The organism is Veillonella sp. AS16, assembly GCF_000517785.1.
Classification (GTDB): domain Bacteria; phylum Bacillota; class Negativicutes; order Veillonellales; family Veillonellaceae; genus Veillonella; species Veillonella denticariosi.
The window spans coordinates 249,599-269,847 of record NZ_AZYX01000007.1; the positions used below are offsets into that span (position 1 = coordinate 249,599).

Below are 20,249 nucleotides of genomic sequence, written 5' to 3' on the forward strand. Positions count from 1 at the left end.
GCAGTATGATTACAGGCATTGTTATCAAGAATATGAACGGTTACTTCTATGTGCAAGATGAAGAGGGAACCGTTCATGAATGCAAGGTTCGTGGACGGTTGAAAAAAGGACGTTACAGTTTATTAGTAGGTGATCGAGTTACTATTTCCAACGATGGATTCGTAGAATCCATTCACGAGCGTCATAATTCGATGATTCGCCCCGCTGTGGCCAATATCGATCAGGTGGTTCTGGTCGTGGCCGCACATGAGCCAGATATTAACGAGCTATTATTAAATAAGATGCTCGTTATGATTGAACATGCGGATATTCCTATCATATTATGTGTTAATAAATGCGATTTAATGGATGCATCTACGATATCTCTGGTGGATCTGTATCGATCTATCGGCTACGATGTGATTATGACGTCCACTTATGCTATGACGGGGATTGATGAATTACGACATGTGCTGGAACATAAGGTCACTGCTTTTGCAGGCCCTTCAGGGGTTGGTAAAAGCAGTCTTCTCAACGCGGTGGATTCGAAATTTACGTTCCAAACAGGTGAAGTAAGCGATAAAATTAAGCGCGGTAGACATACGACGCGTCATGCATCATTATTTAGTTTGAATACGGATTCCTTCATCATGGATACTCCTGGATTCAGTGCTATCGAATTTAATGATGTATCATTGGAACGATTGACTACATTGTTTCCTGAATTTGCTGATTATGTAGAGGATTGCAAATTTAATCCTTGTTATCATGAACATGAGCCGATTTGCGGTATTAAAGAAGCGTTAGCATCCGGACTAATCCATAAGGGGCGCTATGATGCGTATATGTCCATACGAAGAGACATAGAGAATCAAAGAAAGAGGTTTTAAGATGATTAAAGTTGCACCATCTATGTTATCTGCTGATTTTGCTATCTTAAGTGAAGAGCTAAAATCCATTGAAACGGCCGGAGCGGATTTATTACATATCGATGTTATGGATGGACACTTTGTGCCTAACCTGACTTTTGGCGCTCCTGTTGTGAAAGCTATCCGGCCGTATACGAAGCTGCCTTTCGATGTTCATTTGATGGTGACAAATCCGGGAGATTATGTTGAAGAGTATGCCAAGATAGGTGTGGAGTACTTTACATTTCATCAGGAAACGGTACCTCATATACATCGTCTGGTGCAGCATATCAAACAATGCGGTATGAAGGCCGGCATTGCATTGAACCCGGGTACTCCGGTTGCTGTTCTTGAAGATATTGCGGCTGATCTTGACATGATATTAATCATGTCTGTTAACCCCGGGTTCGGGGGACAATCTTTTATACCGAACGCTATTAAAAAAGTTAAGCAAGCAAAGCTGTTACTTGAAGAGGTTGATAATACTTCGGCTGTAATCGAAGTAGATGGTGGTATCAACGATATAACCTGTGTCCCCATTAAAAGAGCCGGTGCTACGGTACTCGTAGCGGGATCTGCAGTATTCGGAGCTTCAAATCGGGCTCAGATGATCGAAGCGATTCGGACAAATTGATAGAATATTTCGAGAGGTGAATTCCAAAGAATTCACCTCTCTTTTGCTTGCTTTTAAAAAACTTTTTTGTTAAAATTAGTGGGTATGAAAAATATGCACGTCAGTGGACTTCGGTACTGTGCCTAATTTTGGGTGACCCGAAGGATGAAGCGGCGGAAGTTAATTAACAGGAGGTGCCACAATGGCAGTAGTATCAATGAAACAATTATTAGAGGCTGGTGTACACTTTGGTCATCAGACTAGAAGATGGAACCCTAAAATGGCGAAATTCATCTTCACTGAACGCAATGGTATCTATATCATTGATTTGTCTAAAACAGTTAAAAAAGTAGAAGAAGCTTACAGTTTCTTACGTGAAGTTGCTTCTCAAGGTGAAGTAATCCTGTTCGTAGGTACTAAAAAACAAGCTCAAGAAGCTATTAAAGAAGAAGCTATCCGCGCTAACATGTTCTTCGTAAATGAACGTTGGTTGGGCGGTATGTTGACTAATTTCAAAACAATTGAAACACGTATCAAACGTTTGAAACAATTGGAAGCTATGGCTGAAGACGGCACTTTTGAAGTATTGCCTAAGAAAGAAGTTATCGGTCTTCGTCATGAAATGGATAAATTGGAAAAATACCTTGGCGGCATCAAAGATATGCCTAAAATGCCAGGTGCGCTTTTCGTAGTCGATCCTAAAAAAGAAAAAATCGCTATTGCAGAAGCTAAAAAATTGGGTATCCCTGTTGTGGCAACAGTTGACACTAACTGCGATCCGGACGAAGTTGAATTCCCAATTCCGGCAAATGATGACGCTATTCGCGCTGTAAAATTGTTGGCTGGTAAAATGGCTGATGCTGTTCTAGAAGGTCGTCAAGGCGAGTCCTTTGAAGAAGCATTGGATAACATGGTAGCTGATTCCGCTGAAATGGTTCGTGACGGTAAAGCTTAATCGTTGTCGGATTGGCATTTGAAAGATAAATCTATAACATATATAATTAGGGTAAGGACTATATCCTTACCTTAATTAATACTAGGAGGTAACAAAATAATGGCAATTACTGCTGCTTTGGTAAAAGAATTGCGCGACATGACTGGCGCAGGTATGATGGATGCTAAAAAAGCATTGGTTGAAACCGATGGTGATATTGATAAAGCGGTTGACCTTCTTCGTGAGAAAGGTTTGGCTGCGGCAGCTAAAAAAGCTGGTCGTATTGCCGCAGAAGGCGTTGTTTCTTCTTACATTCATGCGGGCGGTCGTATCGGTGTATTAGTAGAAGTTAACTGCGAAACTGATTTCGTTGCTAAAACGGATGATTTCCAAAATTTGGCACGCGATATCGCTATGCAAATCGCTGCTGTTAATCCTACATACTTGAACCGTGAAGAAGTTCCTGCAGAAGTAATCGAACATGAAAAACAAGTATTGTTGGAACAAGCTAAAGTAGAAGCTGAAGAAGACGTAAAAGCAGGCCGCAAACCAAAACCTGAAGCTGTTTTGGAAAAAATGGTGGCCGGTCGTATTGAAAAATTCTATAAAGAAAATTGCCTATTAGAACAAGCATTTATTAAAGATGGCGACAAATCCGTTACAGACATCATTAATGAAAATATTGCAAAAATCGGTGAAAACATCAACGTACGTCGTTTTGTGCGCTACGGTTTGGGCGAAGGCATTGAAAAACGTCAAGATGACTTCGTAGCTGAAGTAATGGCATCTGTTGGTAAATAAGTAAGATTTAATAAGAGAACACCGTACAGTGTTCTCTTATTTTGCAATAGAGGAGTATACACATGGCAAAGAGAAACTTTAAGCGTGTTGTTTTGAAGTTAAGTGGAGAGGCATTAGCCGGAGATCAAGGTTTCGGCATTAATCCGGATGTGGTAGAAAAATTTGCCCAAGAAATCGCCAGTTTAGCAAAATCTACCGATTTAGAAATCGCTATTGTTGTTGGTGGCGGTAATCTATGGAGAGGATTGGCGGGAAGCAATCAAGGGATGGACCGAGCTACTGCCGATTATATGGGTATGCTTGCTACAGTGATGAACTCTTTGGCATTACAAGATGCATTAGAGCAGGCCGGGGTTGATACACGTGTTCAAACGGCTATCGAAATGCAGGAAATTGCCGAACCGTATATTCGTCGACGTGCGATTCGTCATTTAGAGAAAAAACGCATTGTCATCTTCGGTGCGGGACTTGGTAAACCATATTTTTCGACTGATACTACGGCTGCTTTACGTGCCGCAGAAATTGAAGCGGATGCTATTTTGATGGCAAAAAAATTTGCTGACGGTGTATATGATTCCGATCCTAAGACAAATCCTAATGCCGTAAAATTTGATGAGCTTACATATAACGATATTATTACGAAAGAATTAAAAGTTATGGACGCTACATCTACTACATTATGTAAAGATAATAATATTCCTATTATCGTATTTAGCATGGATATTCCTGGTAATATTACTAAAGCCGCTAAGGGTGAAGAAATCGGGACCATAGTTCGAGGAGAATGATTCAGATGGAAATTAAAGAGTTACTACAACAGCAAGAAGAGCGCATGACAAAGTCCATTGAGGCTTTAAAGCATGAATTTGCATCGATTCGTACGGGTCGTGCTAGTGTAGCTTTACTTGATAAAGTTATGGTCGATTATTACGGCAGTCAGACTCCAATCAATCAAGTTGCAAATATTTCCGTACCGGAACCGCGTATGATTGTTATCGCTCCATGGGATAAAACTATGATTGGTGCTATTGAGAAAGCTATATTACAATCTGACCTCGGCTTGAATCCTGGTAATGACGGGGCTCAAATTCGTTTGACTATTCCACAATTAACAGAGGAACGCCGTAAAGAAATCGTCAAGGTGGTTCATAAAAAAGCGGAAGATGCTAAAATCTCGATTCGCAATATTCGTCGTGATGTAAATGATGCTTTGAAAAAGGAAGAAAAAGCTAAAACGATTACCGAAGATGATGTTAAAGACGGATTAGATCAGATTCAAAAACTAACGGATTCTAAAATCAAACAGATTGATGAATTAAAAGCAGTAAAAGAAAAGGATGTATTAGAAGTATAATGTGCAGTTCTAATACTCTTATTGGAATGCCATGGCAGCTTGCAAAATCTCGTTTGCAGGCTGCCCATATTCCTTTTAAGGTGATGATTGGAGCATCCTTCAACCGATATTTTGAAATCGCTAATGAAGGATTGTATGTAGCACGTATTACCGAAGTTGATGAGTGTTTACATGTATTAGTGTATAGACCAATGATTGCTTCCGACTTTGGACGTTCTATCGAGGTAGACTATGCTAAAGAAAATATTTAACCGTAATCAGCCTTCCACATCTGACATTGATAATAATGCTATACCGAAACATGTTGCTATTATTATGGACGGAAACGGCCGTTGGGCGAAACGTAGAGGTATGCCACGTTCTATGGGACATAAGGCGGGTGCCGATGTATTAAAGCAAATTGTTATCGCTGCTGATGAACTGGGCATTAAGGCGCTTACCGTATACGGTTTTTCTACGGAGAACTGGAAACGGCCTGAACAGGAAGTTTCTCTTTTAATGTCTTTGATAAAAGAATATTTAAATAAAAACGTGAAATATATGCATGAGCATAATGTCCGTATCCGATTTATCGGGTTTATAGGCGGACTTTCACAAGAATTACAATCCATTATTGAGGATGCAGAACAATTAACGAAGAATAATACAGGTCTAACCTTGCAGTTGGCAATTAATTATGGTGGACGTGATGAAATAGTGAGAACCATATGTGATATTTCCGAATCCGTTGCTAATGGTTCCATTCGTATTGATGATATTACAGAGAATTATGTCAGTGAACATTTGTTTACGAAAGAGTTCAGCGATGTGGATCTTCTGATTCGTCCTAGCGGTGATTTTAGGATCAGCAATTTTCTCTTATGGCAGATTGCCTATGCGGAGTTCTGGTTTACAGATTTACATTGGCCTGATTTTACAAAGGATACATTGATTGAAGCTGTAATTGCGTATCAGAAACGGGAACGCCGATTTGGCGGCTTATATGAGGAATAAAAATGTTAAAAACACGCGTTATAACTGCTGTTATAGGGTTTATCATTGCTCTTGGGGCCATTACAATAGGAGGCTCTGTTTATGATACACTTATCACGATATTGGCACTTTTGGGGTGGCGTGAATTTGTCTTGCTAGGTAAAGCTAAACATGTGCGTATGTCTATCATATGGGGATACGCGAGTGTGCTATTGATCATGATTTCATTGGCTATACAGATGTATGTATTGGCAGGTGCCATAATTGTGTTAGGGTTATTCGCTAATTATATGTTGTGTACCTTCGGTGAAAGTAAATATAACATGTCGAGCGTATCGTACAGCGTCTTCGGTCTACTCTATGTAGTAATCGGCATGGCGTCGTTACTAATTATTCGCCATGACTCGGTATACATGTTATTACCTATGCCTTTTGAACTGTATAATTGGGGCGTCATTACATTGTGGTTTTTGTTATTCACTACTTGGGCCAGCGATACATTTGCTTATTTTGCAGGGCGCGCTTTTGGTAAGCATAAAATAGTTCCGACTATCAGTCCAAATAAGACTTTAGAAGGTTTTATCGGTGGATTTATCGGATGTATCATCACAGGTGCTGTTTTCTCCTATATTGTGGGAATTCCCTTTTGGTTCGGTATTCACGTAGGGATGATTTGCGGTATTTTGGCACCTTTAGGTGATTTATTTGAATCAAAATTAAAGCGTTTATGTAATGTGAAAGATTCCGGAACTTTGTTACCGGGGCATGGCGGCGTATTGGATCGCTTTGATAGTCTGCTGTTTACAGCTCCGGCGATACTTATTTACGTATTGATGCTTTCATAGACATTAGGGGATTCCTTTCATGAAATATCTTAGTATTATAGGAAGTACCGGTTCCATAGGTACACAAACATTGGATGTGGTCTCTCAGCATCCGGATCAATTTAAGGTTGTCGCATTAGTGGCGCATCATAATATCGATCTTTTAGAGAAACAAATCAAAGAATTTGAGCCGTTAATAGCAGGGATTGTCGATGAAATAGCATTTGAAGAACTGAAAAAACGTTATACCGGATCTACCAGATTAATTGGCGGTAAAGAGGCTCTTATTGCGGCGGCCACTATTCAAGAAGCATCTATGGTGGTGACGGCTATTGTAGGTGCTGCCGGCATCGAACCGACTGTTGAAGCTATAAAGAAAGGCAAGACAATAGGCCTTGCCAATAAGGAAACCCTCGTGGCCGGTGGCCCACTTATTACATCCTTAGCTAAAGCGCATAATGTTCAGATTTTGCCGATTGACAGTGAGCATAGCGCCATATTTCAATGTTTAGAAGGACAGGACCGCAGTAATGTGGATTCACTAATTGTAACTGCATCAGGCGGTCCGTTACGAACCTGGGATTCCGCGTCTATACAATCTGCTACAGCAGCGGACTGTTTACGTCATCCCACTTGGAATATGGGGAATAAAATTACCATTGATTCGGCATCATTATTTAATAAAGGCCTAGAAGTTATAGAGGCTCACTGGCTTTTTGATTTTGATTTTGACCATATTGATGTGGTAGTTCACCCGCAGAGTATTGTCCACTCCATGATTCGTATGAAGGATGGGGCTATTTTGGCACAATTGGGGAATCCCGATATGCGTGAACCTATCCAGTATGCTTTGACGTACCCGAAACGTGAGCATTTATCTATGACTCATTTGGACTTTTCAAAGGCGTTACAATTAGAATTTTTGCCGCCTCGATATGATGATTTTCCTGCATTACGACTTGCTTATGAGGTAGGTCGTGCGGGAGGCTTTAAACCGGCCGTATTTAATGCGGCAAATGAAACGGCTGTTTATGCATTTTTAGATGATAAAATCGCCTTTGGCGATATTTATAAGGTTGTTACAGCTGTTCTTGATTCTATGGGGAGAGAAGATATTTTTACATTAGATAATTTATTAGCCATCGATCGATGGGCCAGAGAAAAGGCCATATCATTGATGCCATAGGAGTATATATGACAACGGCATTAGCCACGATTTTTGTATTTGGCTTAATCGTATTTATTCATGAATTAGGCCATTTTATTACGGCCAAGATGTCGGGTATGCAAGTCGATGAATTTGCTATCGGTTTTGGACCGGCTATAGCGAAGGTGAAAAAGGGGGAAACCTTGTATTCCATTCGCATTATTCCATTGGGTGGATTTAATCGTATCTCCGGTATGAGTCCGGAGGAGGAACTCCATGAACGTTCATTTTATACAAAGCCGGCATGGAAGAAGTTTATCGTAATTTCCGCCGGCGCAGTATTTAATTTTTTGTTGGCTATCGTTATTTTCTTTGGTTTAAATTTATCGGTAGGCAATATGACCTATAGTGATGAACCGGTTATTGGGAATGTTATTTCCGGCAGTGCTGCAGAGCAGGCTGATTTAAAGGCTAACGATCGCATTATAACCATTGACGGTAAGCCGATTACTAAATGGGAAGAAATTCGTCCTAGCTTAATGGGGACCGCTAATCATGGTGTTCCTGTTGTGGTAAATCGTAATGGTGAAAGCATCGAAACGACTGTTATTCCTAAAATGGAGCAGGGATCAGTAAAGATTGGTATTTATCCTAGCTTTACCAGCGAGCAATACGGTGTAGGTGAAGCTTTCACAAAGGCTGTAACCGATACAGGTAAAACCATAACAGCTATGATACAGGGATTATACGAGATGATTCGCGGTACACAGGCCGCTGAGTTATCAGGTCCTGTAGGTATTTCACAAATGGCAGGAACGGTAGCTCAATCCGGATTTGCACCGCTTTTAGCATTTGCCGCATTCCTCAGCATTAATTTAGGTGTCATCAATTTATTGCCGTTACCGGTTCTTGATGGCGGACATTTGATTATTATTATAGTGGAGGCCATTACGGGGCGTAAGTTACCGGCTAAAGCGCTTATGTACATTCAAATGGTTGGCATCGCTTTATTGGTAACATTATTCCTATATGTGACGACTCAGGATATTTTCCGTTTACTATAATACAATTAGGAGATTATAATGATTATTCGTAAACCTACAAACGGTATCTATGTAGGTACAGTAAAAATCGGGGATTACGCACCGATTAGTATTCAGTCAATGATTACTACGGATCCTGTACATATGGAAAAAGCCATTGCGGAAATCAATCATCTGGCTGAAGCTGGTTGTGAGTTGGTACGTGTCGCAGTACCTACAATGGCTTCCGCAAAGGCGATTAAGGCTGTTCGTGCGGGTATTTCTATCCCCTTGATTGCAGATATTCATTTTGATTATAGATTAGCTCTGGAAGCTATTGATAATAATGTCGATGGTTTGCGTATCAATCCCGGGAATATTGGCGGTGAAGATAAGGTATTGGCGGTTATAGAAAAAGCAAAACCAAAGCAGATTCCGATTCGAATAGGTGTCAATGCGGGTTCACTGCCAAAACATATTCTTGATGCTCATGGCGGGCATCCTACGGCAGACGGAATGGTGGACACCGCATTGGAGCATGTTCGTATTCTTGAAAAACTCGATTATCGTCAGATGAAATTATCTATAAAGGCAACCGAGGTGCCTCTTATGGTTGAGGCATATCGTAAATTATCTGATAAGATCCCCTATCCATTGCATTTAGGTGTTACGGAGGCTGGAACGATAAAACAGGGTACCATTAAATCCGCTATGGGAATCGGGGCTTTATTATTGGATGGTATCGGAGATACATTGAGGGTTTCACTTACGGGAGATCCGATTCATGAAATTGAAGTAGGCCGAAGTATTTTAAGTAATCTAGGTCTGCGAAACTTCGGGGCTACCATGATTTCCTGTCCTACCTGTGGACGATGTCAGGTAAATCTGTTCGATATGGCCGGGATTGTGGAGGAACGCTTAGCGTCTATTAAGGCACCTATTAAGGTGGCTGTCATGGGCTGTGTTGTAAATGGTCCCGGGGAAGCACGTGAGGCTGACTTCGGTATCGCCGGCGGTAACGGACAAGGAATTGTCTTTAGAAAAGGCGAGGTTATTAAAACTGTGCCTGAATCTGAACTTGTAGATACATTATTTAGAGAAATCGATCAATATTTAGAATTATTGGATGAGGAGTAATTATGTTAGCCAGTAAATTGTATGCGCCTACATTACGTGAAGTTCCGGCTGATGCAGACGTGGTGAGTCAACAGTTAATGTTGAGAGCGGGCTTTATTCGGAAAACGGCCAGCGGTTTATATAGCTTTTTGCCATTAGGGTGGAGAAGTATAAAAAAAATCGAAGCTATTGTAAGAGAAGAAATGGACCGTGCTAACGCACAGGAAATTATGATGCCTATTTTACAGCCGGCTGAGATTTGGAAAGATTCCGGTCGATGGAAGGCATATGGTGCGGAAATGATGCGCATCCATGATCGCCATGAAAATGAATATTGCTTGGGACCGACTCATGAAGAAATGATTACGACCTTAGTAAAAAACGAAATTAACTCATATCGTCAATTACCTGTAAATTTATATCAGATTCAAAGTAAGTTCCGTGATGAACGTCGTCCCAGATATGGTTTGATGCGCAGTCGCGAATTTATTATGAAGGATGCTTACTCCTTTGATATAGATGAAAAAGGTCTCGATGAATCCTATAAATCCATGTATGACGCATACATGAACATTTTTAACCGCTGCGGTCTTACGTTCCGTCCGGTTGAGGCGGATTCTGGTGCTATCGGCGGTAGCGGGACTCATGAATTTATGGCTATTGCCGATGCCGGTGAAGCGGACATCGTGTATTGTACAGCTTGTGACTATGCGGCCAACATAGAAATCGGTAGACCTGGTGTTATGAAGCAGGATGAAGAAGTATATAAGAATCTCGAAATTGTGGATACTCCTCATGCTAGTACTATTGAAGCTGTTGCAGATATGCTTAACCTGCCATTGGAGAAAACAATTAAAGCCGTTGTATTTTCAATTGACGAAAAGGTTGTTCTGGCTATCGTTCGAGGCGATCATGAGGTTAATGAAATTGCGGTTCAACATGCTGTGCTCGGCACGGTGGAACCGGAAATGGCTACGCCGGAAGAACTTGAAAAAGTAGGTTTGACGGCCGGCTTTATAAGTCCTGTAGGATTACATCAATCAGATGATTTCGCTATCGTTGTTGATGAGTCCGTTATGGAAACATATAATGTGTGTGGTGGCGCTAATATAAAGGATGCACATTATATCAATATCAATCCAAAACGGGATTTTGATGTGGATGATATCATCATCGCTCCAATTCGTCTGATTACAGACGATGATGTATGCCCTTGTTGCGGCGGTACTTTGGAACATGCTAAAGGTATTGAAGTAGGACAAGTTTTTAAGTTAGGTACAAAGTATTCCGAAGCGTTGCAAGCTACATTCCTGGATCAAAACGGTCGACCAAATCCGATGGTTATGGGCTGTTATGGTATCGGGGTATCCCGCACATTGGCGGCGGCTATAGAACAATATCATGATGAAAACGGTATTATCTGGCCGCGTGCCATTGCACCGTTTGAAACCGTTATCGTGCCTATTAATGCGAAGGACTCGGTTTTGATGGAGGCAAGTCAGAGAATTTATGATTCTTTGCAACAGGCCGATGTAGATGTATTATTAGATGATCGAAAGGATCGGGCCGGTGTCAAGTTTAAAGATGCGGACCTCATCGGTTATCCATTGCGTATTACGGTAAGTAAGAGCACCGTAGAACATGATGAAGTGGAAATTCAAATTCGCAAGTCGGGGGAGACCATCACTTGTGCTATAGATATGGTTACATCTAAGGTGACCGAATTACTGCAAAATTTATAATTAAGATTGCGATTTCGATGAATATTCATCGGAATCGCAATTTTTTCCTCTTCTTGAATTAATTATAGGAATCAGTCATAATTAATTAATAAGGTAATTATAATGGGAGGCATGTATGTTAGTTGATTTTCATATGCATTCCACATTTTCGGATGGGGTTGAATCTCCTGAATCTTTATTTCGTCATAGTTTAGCCTCTAATCTGTCGATGATATCCTTAACAGATCATGATGAAATAGATGGAATTATGATGCTGCGTGATGCTCAGAAAAAATGGGATTTTGCACAATCTATAAAGATTATTACAGGCTGTGAGTTTAGCGGTAATTATAAAGGTAAAGATATTCATATTTTAGGATATCGTTTTGATGAGACTGATGAAAAACTTATGCAATTCATCAATTATGTCAAGGCTGAAAGAGCTTCGCGCGTTGCAAAGATGATTCAACGCTGTAACGAGGCAGGTTATCGTATTACGATGGACATGCTTGAAAATACATTTCCTCATGCTCGGGCATATGGGCGACCTCATATAGGTCAACTACTCATCGATAATGGGTATGCAAAGGATATTAACGAAGTCTTTTCCACCGTTTTACATAAGGACAGTCCCTGCTATATACCTAAGGTTAAGATTGAAGTTCCAAAGATTATCGATATCATTCACACAGCAGGGGGCTTAGCTGTTATGGCTCATCCTAAGTTAATCCGTAACGATGATTATGTTGTAGAGATGTTAGAGTTTGATTTTGACGGTATTGAGGCATACCATTCTAAGCACGATAGTACGGATGAATCGAAATATAAGGCTTTAGCAATGGAACGCCATCTATTTATTACAGGCGGATCGGATTATCATGGCATTCAAGGTAAACCTCCTGCAAGATTAGGTGATTTTGTAGTCGATAGTGAAAGTGTGTCCAAATTTATAGATTTATTATAAATACCGAGGTAAAGTATGGAAGTCATTGCATTTGTTGGCAGCAGCGGGACAGGCAAAAGTCATCGTGCACTTGTTCTAGCTCATGAAAATAAAATAGAATGCATCATCGATGATGGTATTTTAATTCATGATAATAAAATTGTGGCAGGTTTTTCAGCTAAAAAGGAATCAAGCCGTCTGAAAGCGGTACGACGCGCTATATTTCAGGATCCTGTGCAGGTGAAGTCGGTTCGTGATCAACTGGATAAAATCAATCCGAATAAATTAATGATTATCGGCACATCGGATAATATGGTGAAAAAAATAACGAAGGCCTTGGGATTACAGGAACCGGACCGTTATATACGCATTGAAGATGTGGCGACACCGAAGGAAATAGAGCGCGCTCAACATGCGCGTTTAAAGGAAGGCAAGCATATTATTCCCGTTCCGACGATGGAGCTTAAACCTCATTTTAAAGGGTATCTTATCGATCCGATTAAGACGATGTGGCGCCGTCGAACATTGAAAAAACAGGATCAGGATACATTGGGACAAATCGGGTCTGAAGGCTTTGAACGATCTGTTGTACGTCCTGCTTTCAGTTATTACGGGCGCTTAACATTCGATGACGATGTGATTATCAAGTTGATTCGTAACGGTTTAAAAAAAGTTGCCGGTGTAGACGAATCCAGTGATATTTCTTTTAAGAAGAGTAAAAAAGGACAAAACGGACTCATTTTGGATATGGCCGTTGTCATTGAACACGGGTATCCCGTCAAGAATTTGATGCAACAGGTGCAAAAGTCCGTACGTAATGAGATTGAATATATTACCGGTATGTCTATCGAGCGAATGTCCATCAAAGTGAAGAATATTGTAGAAACAAAACGGAAAATTATAAAACATATGTAGGAGTTGGAATGAAGTCATACTATATTTATACTTACGGTTGTCAAATGAATACGGCGGATTCGGAGCGGCTGGCACATCAGTTGGAGTCAGTAGGCTATATTCCTACTGATGATGTGGAACAGGCGGATTTGATTATATTGAATACCTGTGCGGTTCGGGAGACTGCCGAAACGAAGGTGTACGGTCGTATCGGTGAATTAAAGCATTTAAAAGCGAAAAATAAAGATTTAATAATCGCTATTACCGGATGTATGTCCCAGAAAAATCAGGCGGATATGTTTAAACGGGCGCCGCATATTGACATCGTACTGGGGACACATAATATTCGCCATATTAATGAAATGATTGCCGAAGTGGAGCGCACTCATGCGCATCAAATCAATGTTGATATGGATAATACGGTGTTGCCGGAGTTACAAGCTAAACCTAACGGTATATTTTTTGCCTGGGTTCCTATAATGAACGGGTGCAATAAATTTTGTACATATTGTATTGTGCCTCATGTCAGAGGTCGAGAAATCAGTCGTCCCGTATCTGCAATCGTAAAAGAAGTGACGGAGTTAGGACAAAAAGGATTCAAAGAGATAACATTACTCGGGCAAAATGTGAATTCCTACGGTTTGGACTTTAAAGACGGTACTGATTTCGGAACACTCATAGATGCGTTAGACGGTATTCCTGGCATTGAGCGTGTTCGTTATATGACGAGCCACCCTCAGGATATGACGAAATCTATGATTGATGCGCTTGGCCGTTCGAGTAATGTGGTAACACATCTACATCTACCGATTCAATCCGGTTCCAATCGGATTTTGCAGAAAATGAATCGTCATTACACGGTTGAGCATTATAAAGAGCTTTTACAATACTGCAGAGAGAAAATTAGAGATATCGTAGTCACTACCGATATTATTGTAGGCTTTCCGGGTGAAACCGATGAGGATTTTGAACAAACGCTAGAATTATTACAGGATATCCGTTATGATATGGCGTATACATTTATATACTCAAAACGTTCCGGTACGCCTGCAGCGACCATGGATGAACAGATACCGGAAGAAGTGAAACGCGTACGTCTACAAAAATTGATGGATATACAGAATGAAATTTCTCTGGAGTTAAATAAAGAAATGGAAGGCAAGGTATTTGATATCATTGTAGAAGGTCCTAGTGCAAAGGATGAATCCATGTGGTTCGGACGTACATCAGGTAATAAAATGGTTCTCTTTCCAAAAGATGAATCTTTGAAAATCGGTGATACCGTTTCAGCTCATATTGATAAAGCTCAAACATGGGTTTGCTACGGAAGCATTTTATAATACATGAATTAAAGCGTTAAAGAGAACACACCATTATTATGTAATTTCTAAAGTTAGATCTATCTGGTTTAAGTTTAGCGTGTACTGCATATGGTGGAGGTGTTCTCTTTTTTATTGTATGACAGATGATGATTAGAAAATATGTGTGTTATAATAATAGAATAATATAAAAGTTGTATATTGATGACTTTCATAGGTATGAACACCATTTAGATTTCTTATTTTCTATAAAGAAGGTGTAACTATGAAATTGGATTTAAACGCTGTAGGTGAAACGGCCTTATTAACTTTATATGCGCGAGCGAAAGATTACGAGTCAGAACAATCCGTATTAAAGGATAAAAAATCATGGGATATTATAAAACAAATCGATTATGATTTCAGTCAATTTAAAGATGTAAAGATGTCCTATTACGGAATTTTAGGACGGGCGAAAGTAATCGATGAGGAGATACGAAAGTTTATATCTATATATCCAGATTGTATTGTCGTATCTTTAGGTGCCGGTTTAGACACAATGTTTTATCGAGTCGACAACGGTTATATTGATTGGTATAATATTGATTTTGCCGGAGTGATTGAGGCGCGTACACATTTCTTTGTACCGCATGATCGTGTACATAATCTGGTGGGCTCCATAACTGAAGATTCATGGACTGCTCAAATTGAAACAAACGGTCGTAAATTGCTGTTTGTGAGTGAAGGCGTGGTCATGTATCTTACACTGGATGAAATGAAGCAGTTCTTAGGATTACTGACGGATTCTTTTGAAGAATTCACGTTATATCTTGATATGATTTCTCCTTACGTGGCAAAACGCACAAAACAGCATGATATGCTCAGTAAGATGGATGTTTCATTCCAATGGGGCACAAAAGATGGTCATGAAATTATGGACATGAATCCTAAACTTAAACAGACCGGACTGATTAACTTTACGGGAAGCATGTTGTCATTGGCTCCTGTAGTCTATAAATTGTTGTATCCGATTATTTATTTAGTTAACAATCGATTGGGTATATATGAATATAAGCGGAATATATGATATGACTCATAATATATGAGGTGAATATGAGTAAAAAACAGACACCAATGATGGAACAGTATCTTGATATCAAATCGAGATATAAAGAGGAACTTCTGTTCTTTCGGTTAGGTGACTTTTACGAATTGTTTAATGATGATGCTTTGTTAGCATCTCGAGAATTGAATATAACGTTAACAGGACGTCCTACGGGCGATGAGGAACGCACACCGATGTGTGGCGTTCCTTTTCACGCTGCTGAAAGCTATATAGAGACGTTGGTTAAAAAAGGTTATAAGGTAGCTATTTGTGAGCAGCTGGAGGATCCTAAAGCGGTTAAGGGCATTGTAAAACGGGATGTCATAAAAGTTATGACGCCGGGGACTGTTATGACGGAAAATGCCAATGATGCGCGGGCCAATAATTTTTTAGCTTTATTTTATATGGTAAAAGATTCGTGGGTTCTCGTTTTTTCCGATGTATCAACCGGTGAAGTCATTTGGCATCGCATTACTGAATCCGATAAAAAGAGTGATATGTATGATGCGTTAAGCATGTATAGACCGACGGAAATCATTCTGCCTGAAGGTAGCGAATTACCTCGAGAAATTCGAGACTTTATCGGTAATCAATTCAGCAATGTTGTATTTTCTCCATTTTCCACCTATCATACACAGCGGGAAGTAGCGGAACAGGCGGTAGCCCATTTCGGCGATTTGGGCCTGATGGAAGAAGATGTATGGGAAGCATTGGGGTTTATGTTGTTATACCTGCAAGATGTCATCAAATCTCCGATTTCCCATATCAATTATGTGCATCAGCTGAGTGTAGGTAATCGACTTATCTTAGATACATCTTCATTGCACCATTTGGAAATTACGCACAATCTTCGCGACGGTGGTCAGAAGGGAACATTGCTTGATGTATTGGACAGAACCCTTACACCGATGGGGGCACGGCTGTTAAAACAATGGCTTGAAAGTCCATTGACGGATATTAATCAAATTCAACGTCGACAATCCGCTATTTCAGAGCTGATCACTCGCGGAGCGGAACGGACCGATTTGCGGAATAAGCTCGACTGTATTTATGATTTTGAACGCATTGTGGGCCGCGTGGAAACGGGTTCCGTATCGCCACGGGATTTGACTGCCTTACGGGAATCGTTAGCAGTATTGCCGGAATTAAAAAATACTTTAAACATTTGCACCAGTTTAGCGTTAACATCTATTAATGAACGCATTCAAAATCATCGTGAATTATATGATTTACTATATAATGCTATAGCAGAGCAGCCGGCTCTTACATTAAAAGAAGGACGCGTTATAAAAGACGGATATAATGAAGAACTGGATGAACTGCGTTCGTTGACTACCGACAGTCAAAAATGGCTATCCAAGATGGAAGAGGACATCAAGGCTGCAACGGGCCTTTCCAAAATCAAGACCGGTTATAATAAGGTATTCGGTTATTATTTTGAAGTATCTCATAATAAATCCGAACAGGTGCCGGATTATTTTATTCGTAAGCAAACACTATCTAATGCGGAACGGTATATTACACCGGAACTTAAGGAATTTGAAATTAAAATCCTCAGCGCAAAGGAAAAAATGATTGCTCTTGAACACCGGTTATATCAGGACTTGCGAGAACAGATTAAGGCTGTTATTAAAGACATACAACAGACCGCACGAGCTTTGGCGGATTTAGATGTGCTCTGTTCTTTAGCATTGGTGGGATACGAAGAAAATTATATTTGTCCCACGTTAGCAATGAACGGGCAAATCAATATTCGCGATGGACGGCATCCGGTAATCGAGAAATTTCTGAAGCGTGAGGTTTTTGTACCGAATGATGTGGTATTAAATCATGATGATGAGGAATTTCTGTTGATTACGGGTCCTAATATGGCCGGTAAATCCACCTATATGAGGCAAGTCGCTATCTTGATGATCATGGCGCAAATCGGTTCGTTTATCCCCGCTCGGGAGGCAGCTATTTCACCTGTAGACAGAATCTTTACACGCGTAGGTGCCAGCGATGATATTTCTACGGGGCAAAGTACTTTCATGGTGGAAATGAAAGAGGTTGCCTATATTTTAGAAAATGCCACCTCTAATAGCCTTATAATCCTTGATGAAATAGGTCGTGGTACGAGTACCTTTGACGGACTAAGTATTGCTCAAGCCGTCGTTGAACATATATGCAAGCACATACATGGTAAGACACTGTTTGCAACGCATTATCATGAGCTCATCACCTTAGAGGAAACTTACAGTAAATTGAAAAATTATACGGTTGCGGTTAAGGAAAAGGGAAAAGATGTGGCCTTTTTGCGTCGCATTATCAGAGGTGGTGCCGATCGCAGTTACGGTATCCATGTGGCCCGATTGGCTGGATTACCGAATTCCGTGCTGAAACGGGCTGAAGTTATTCTCGCGTCTCTAGAGGATCAGAGCAACGATGCCGATGATTTGAATCAACGCGTGATTATACCGCAAGCCTCCAATGTCGTAAAACAGGTAAGTGAACCGGCGACGGGGAATCTATTTACTCATTCCGTGGTAGACAGCTTGCTTGATTTAGATGTGATGAGCATGACTCCGATTGAAGCGTTGAATATACTGTATCAACTACAAGAAGAGGCTCGCAAAGGAGGCGGTAAATAATGCCGACCATTCATGTACTGGATGAAAAGACAATTAATAAAATAGCCGCCGGTGAAGTCGTTGAACGTCCTGCTTCCGTCATAAAAGAGCTTATCGAGAATTCCATCGATGCATCGGCGACGAATATAGAGATTGAAATCGTAGATGGCGGTGTTTCCTATATGCGTATTACCGATAACGGTATCGGTATGACCGAAGAGGATGCGCGATTAGCTATCTTGCGTCATGCGACGTCTAAGATTCAGCAGGTGGAGGATCTCTTCGATATCGCTTCTTTAGGGTTTAGAGGTGAGGCATTAGCCAGCATCGCGTCGGTTTCTCATTTTTCGTTGATTACGCGTAAATCAGAGGATGAATTGGGCACGCGTATTACATTGGACGGCGGAACTTTCACGGACTGCATTCCCTATGGTGCGGCACCGGGAACGACTATTGAAATCAAGGATTTGTTTTATAATACGCCAGCACGACGTAAATTTCTCAAAACAGAGCGCACCGAATCATCTAAAATTCAGGATATTGTCGGTAAATTAGCTCTCAGCAATTCTCATATATCATTTAAACTTACCATCGATGACCGGGTGGCCATTATAACGCCCGGAAACGGTAATATAATTGATACCGTGGCGGCTCTTTACGGTTATAAAACGAAGGATGATGTATTTTCTGTTGCCTATGAAAGTGATTCAATTTATATTGACGGTGTTGTTAGTAAGCCCACATTATTAAAGAGTACACGATTATGGCAGACCATTATCGTCAATAACCGTGTCATTTCCGACAAGACTATTATGAAGGCTATCGATAATGCATACCATGCGCTGTTACCGAAAAACGGCCATCCCCTAGTCGTGCTTCATATTACGGTACCGGCTGATATGGTGGATATTAATGTGCATCCTCGTAAAAGTGAAGTAAAATTTTCTGATGAAAAATTAATCTTCAAGGCTGTTTATCATGGTATTCTTAATGCATTGAATAATCCTCTGCATGAACGGTATGAACGAGAATCTTCTTCCTATATGCCGGGGACCATTGATACGAATGGTGAAAGTACTGTCGATACTCATGGTAAAAGTACTTATGATTCGTATCAATCGGGAATGATGGTGAGAGATGATATGCAGTCTGCCGAACATATCGCTACAGCCGTAGAGTATGATAAGGTTTTTGGCAGTCGCCGCAATAAAGGTTATGAGGTAATGCGCGATGAAACCTCACAGTTTGTAGATTCTTTAAAGAGTCACGGTTTTACGCCGCCACCCCCAAAGTCTACATATGAACAGGAAACCTTTACGGATAATACGTTTAATTCCGTTCCGGCCGCTTATACCAGTTATACGGCGGAAGATGTGGAGAAATTCAAATCCTTGAAACAGGATATGATAGAAACGAATCAAGCGGAGCGGATTATTCGGAACTCCGGATTTTTACCTATGGGACAAGTCGCTTCCTGCTATATTCTGGCTAAAAAGGGTGATGATCTTTATATTATCGATCAACATGCCGCACACGAGCGTGTCCGTTATGATAAATTATGTAAATCATCGGAAGCGATTCCTATGCAATCTATTCTTGTCCCTCAGTTACAGGAGGCTACAGAGGATGATATGACGCTCGTAGAAGAGGAGCGGGACGTATTACTCGATTTAGGTTTTGATGTGGAGCTGGGAGGACCCGCACAGATCAAATTGGTAGGCTCCCCCGTTGATTTGGTGGAATCGAAAGCATTTGAGATTTTACAATATGTATTCTCGTATTTGCATGATCATCAAAAGCCTACTAAGGCACAACTACGACATGAAATGTTAGCCTATGCTTCATGTAGAGGTGCAATCAAATCGGGACATAATCTGAACATGTATCAGATGGCGACATTGATTGAGGATTTATTTAATACGGAAAAACCTTATGTATGTCCTCACGGACGTCCTACGATTATCAAGTTTACACCCGATGAGTTAGGAAAATTATTTTTACGGTCTTAA

General features: G+C 40.6%; 19 protein-coding genes. All 19 read left to right on the forward strand.

Going from position 1 to position 20,249, the window contains the following annotated elements; genetic code table 11:
- Positions 1 to 5 precede the first annotated feature (5 nt).
- The 19 genes from rsgA to mutL all read left to right on the forward strand — a co-directional run bounded on the left by rsgA (position 6) and on the right by mutL (position 20,249).
- Complete coding sequence (gene rsgA / locus HMPREF1521_RS01315) at positions 6 to 869, forward strand: ribosome small subunit-dependent GTPase A (RefSeq protein ID WP_038114892.1); 864 nt, start codon at positions 6 to 8, stop codon at positions 867 to 869.
- A gap of 1 nt (position 870) precedes the next feature.
- Entirely contained in the window at positions 871 to 1,521 is a 651-nt protein-coding gene (rpe, locus tag HMPREF1521_RS01320) for a ribulose-phosphate 3-epimerase (protein ID WP_038114894.1), read from the forward strand.
- Positions 1,522 to 1,702: 181 nt separating this feature from the next.
- A complete protein-coding gene (gene rpsB, locus HMPREF1521_RS01325) occupies positions 1,703 to 2,455 on the forward strand; it encodes a 30S ribosomal protein S2 (protein WP_038114897.1) in 753 nt (250 codons plus the stop codon).
- A gap of 99 nt (positions 2,456 to 2,554) precedes the next feature.
- Positions 2,555 to 3,235, forward strand: a complete 681-nt coding sequence (gene tsf / locus HMPREF1521_RS01330; RefSeq protein WP_038114899.1) for a translation elongation factor Ts — start codon at positions 2,555 to 2,557, stop codon at positions 3,233 to 3,235.
- A 62-nt stretch (positions 3,236 to 3,297) separates the two neighbouring features.
- Positions 3,298 to 4,023 carry a UMP kinase gene (pyrH, locus tag HMPREF1521_RS01335; protein WP_038114901.1) on the forward strand — a complete coding sequence of 242 codons (726 nt, stop codon included), beginning with the start codon at positions 3,298 to 3,300 and terminating at the stop codon, positions 4,021 to 4,023.
- 5 nt (positions 4,024 to 4,028) lie between these two features.
- Positions 4,029 to 4,589 carry a ribosome recycling factor gene (frr, locus tag HMPREF1521_RS01340; protein ID WP_038114903.1) on the forward strand — a complete coding sequence of 187 codons (561 nt, stop codon included), beginning with the start codon at positions 4,029 to 4,031 and terminating at the stop codon, positions 4,587 to 4,589.
- 26 nt (positions 4,590 to 4,615) lie between these two features.
- Complete coding sequence (locus HMPREF1521_RS01345; protein WP_232203159.1) at positions 4,616 to 4,840, forward strand: hypothetical protein; 225 nt, start codon at positions 4,616 to 4,618, stop codon at positions 4,838 to 4,840.
- Positions 4,821 to 5,582, forward strand: a complete 762-nt coding sequence (locus HMPREF1521_RS01350; RefSeq protein WP_038114909.1) for an isoprenyl transferase — start codon at positions 4,821 to 4,823, stop codon at positions 5,580 to 5,582. The genes HMPREF1521_RS01345 and HMPREF1521_RS01350 overlap by 20 nt, the downstream gene beginning before the upstream one ends.
- A 2-nt stretch (positions 5,583 to 5,584) precedes the next feature.
- The gene (locus tag HMPREF1521_RS01355; RefSeq protein WP_038114910.1) at positions 5,585 to 6,406 is read left to right on the forward strand and encodes a phosphatidate cytidylyltransferase; all 822 of its coding nucleotides are present in this window, start codon (positions 5,585 to 5,587) and stop codon (positions 6,404 to 6,406) included.
- Positions 6,407 to 6,425: 19 nt separating this feature from the next.
- Positions 6,426 to 7,571: a 1-deoxy-D-xylulose-5-phosphate reductoisomerase gene (locus HMPREF1521_RS01360; RefSeq protein ID WP_038114913.1), complete on the forward strand. Its 1,146-nt coding sequence runs from the start codon at positions 6,426 to 6,428 to the stop codon at positions 7,569 to 7,571.
- Between the two features lie 8 nt (positions 7,572 to 7,579).
- Positions 7,580 to 8,596, forward strand: a complete 1,017-nt coding sequence (gene rseP, locus HMPREF1521_RS01365) for an RIP metalloprotease RseP (protein ID WP_038114916.1) — start codon at positions 7,580 to 7,582, stop codon at positions 8,594 to 8,596.
- Positions 8,597 to 8,614: 18 nt separating this feature from the next.
- Positions 8,615 to 9,691, forward strand: a complete 1,077-nt coding sequence (ispG, locus tag HMPREF1521_RS01370) for a flavodoxin-dependent (E)-4-hydroxy-3-methylbut-2-enyl-diphosphate synthase (RefSeq protein ID WP_038114918.1) — start codon at positions 8,615 to 8,617, stop codon at positions 9,689 to 9,691.
- A gap of 2 nt (positions 9,692 to 9,693) precedes the next feature.
- Positions 9,694 to 11,412, forward strand: a complete 1,719-nt coding sequence (locus tag HMPREF1521_RS01375) for a proline--tRNA ligase (protein ID WP_038114921.1) — start codon at positions 9,694 to 9,696, stop codon at positions 11,410 to 11,412.
- Between the two features lie 115 nt (positions 11,413 to 11,527).
- Positions 11,528 to 12,355: a PHP domain-containing protein gene (locus tag HMPREF1521_RS01380; RefSeq protein ID WP_038114923.1), complete on the forward strand. Its 828-nt coding sequence runs from the start codon at positions 11,528 to 11,530 to the stop codon at positions 12,353 to 12,355.
- Between the two features lie 15 nt (positions 12,356 to 12,370).
- The gene (locus HMPREF1521_RS01385) at positions 12,371 to 13,249 is read left to right on the forward strand and encodes an Asp23/Gls24 family envelope stress response protein (protein WP_038114925.1); all 879 of its coding nucleotides are present in this window, start codon (positions 12,371 to 12,373) and stop codon (positions 13,247 to 13,249) included.
- Positions 13,250 to 13,257: 8 nt separating this feature from the next.
- Positions 13,258 to 14,568 carry a tRNA (N6-isopentenyl adenosine(37)-C2)-methylthiotransferase MiaB gene (miaB, locus tag HMPREF1521_RS01390; RefSeq protein WP_038114927.1) on the forward strand — a complete coding sequence of 437 codons (1,311 nt, stop codon included), beginning with the start codon at positions 13,258 to 13,260 and terminating at the stop codon, positions 14,566 to 14,568.
- 244 nt (positions 14,569 to 14,812) lie between these two features.
- Positions 14,813 to 15,613 (forward strand): class I SAM-dependent methyltransferase, encoded by an 801-nt coding sequence (locus tag HMPREF1521_RS01395; RefSeq protein WP_038114929.1) that lies wholly within the window; start codon positions 14,813 to 14,815, stop codon positions 15,611 to 15,613.
- Positions 15,614 to 15,639: 26 nt separating this feature from the next.
- A complete protein-coding gene (gene mutS, locus HMPREF1521_RS01400; RefSeq protein ID WP_038114932.1) occupies positions 15,640 to 18,261 on the forward strand; it encodes a DNA mismatch repair protein MutS in 2,622 nt (873 codons plus the stop codon).
- Positions 18,261 to 20,249, forward strand: coding sequence for a DNA mismatch repair endonuclease MutL (mutL, locus tag HMPREF1521_RS01405; protein WP_038114934.1), 1,989 nt, complete (start codon positions 18,261 to 18,263; stop codon positions 20,247 to 20,249). The genes mutS and mutL overlap by 1 nt, the downstream gene beginning before the upstream one ends.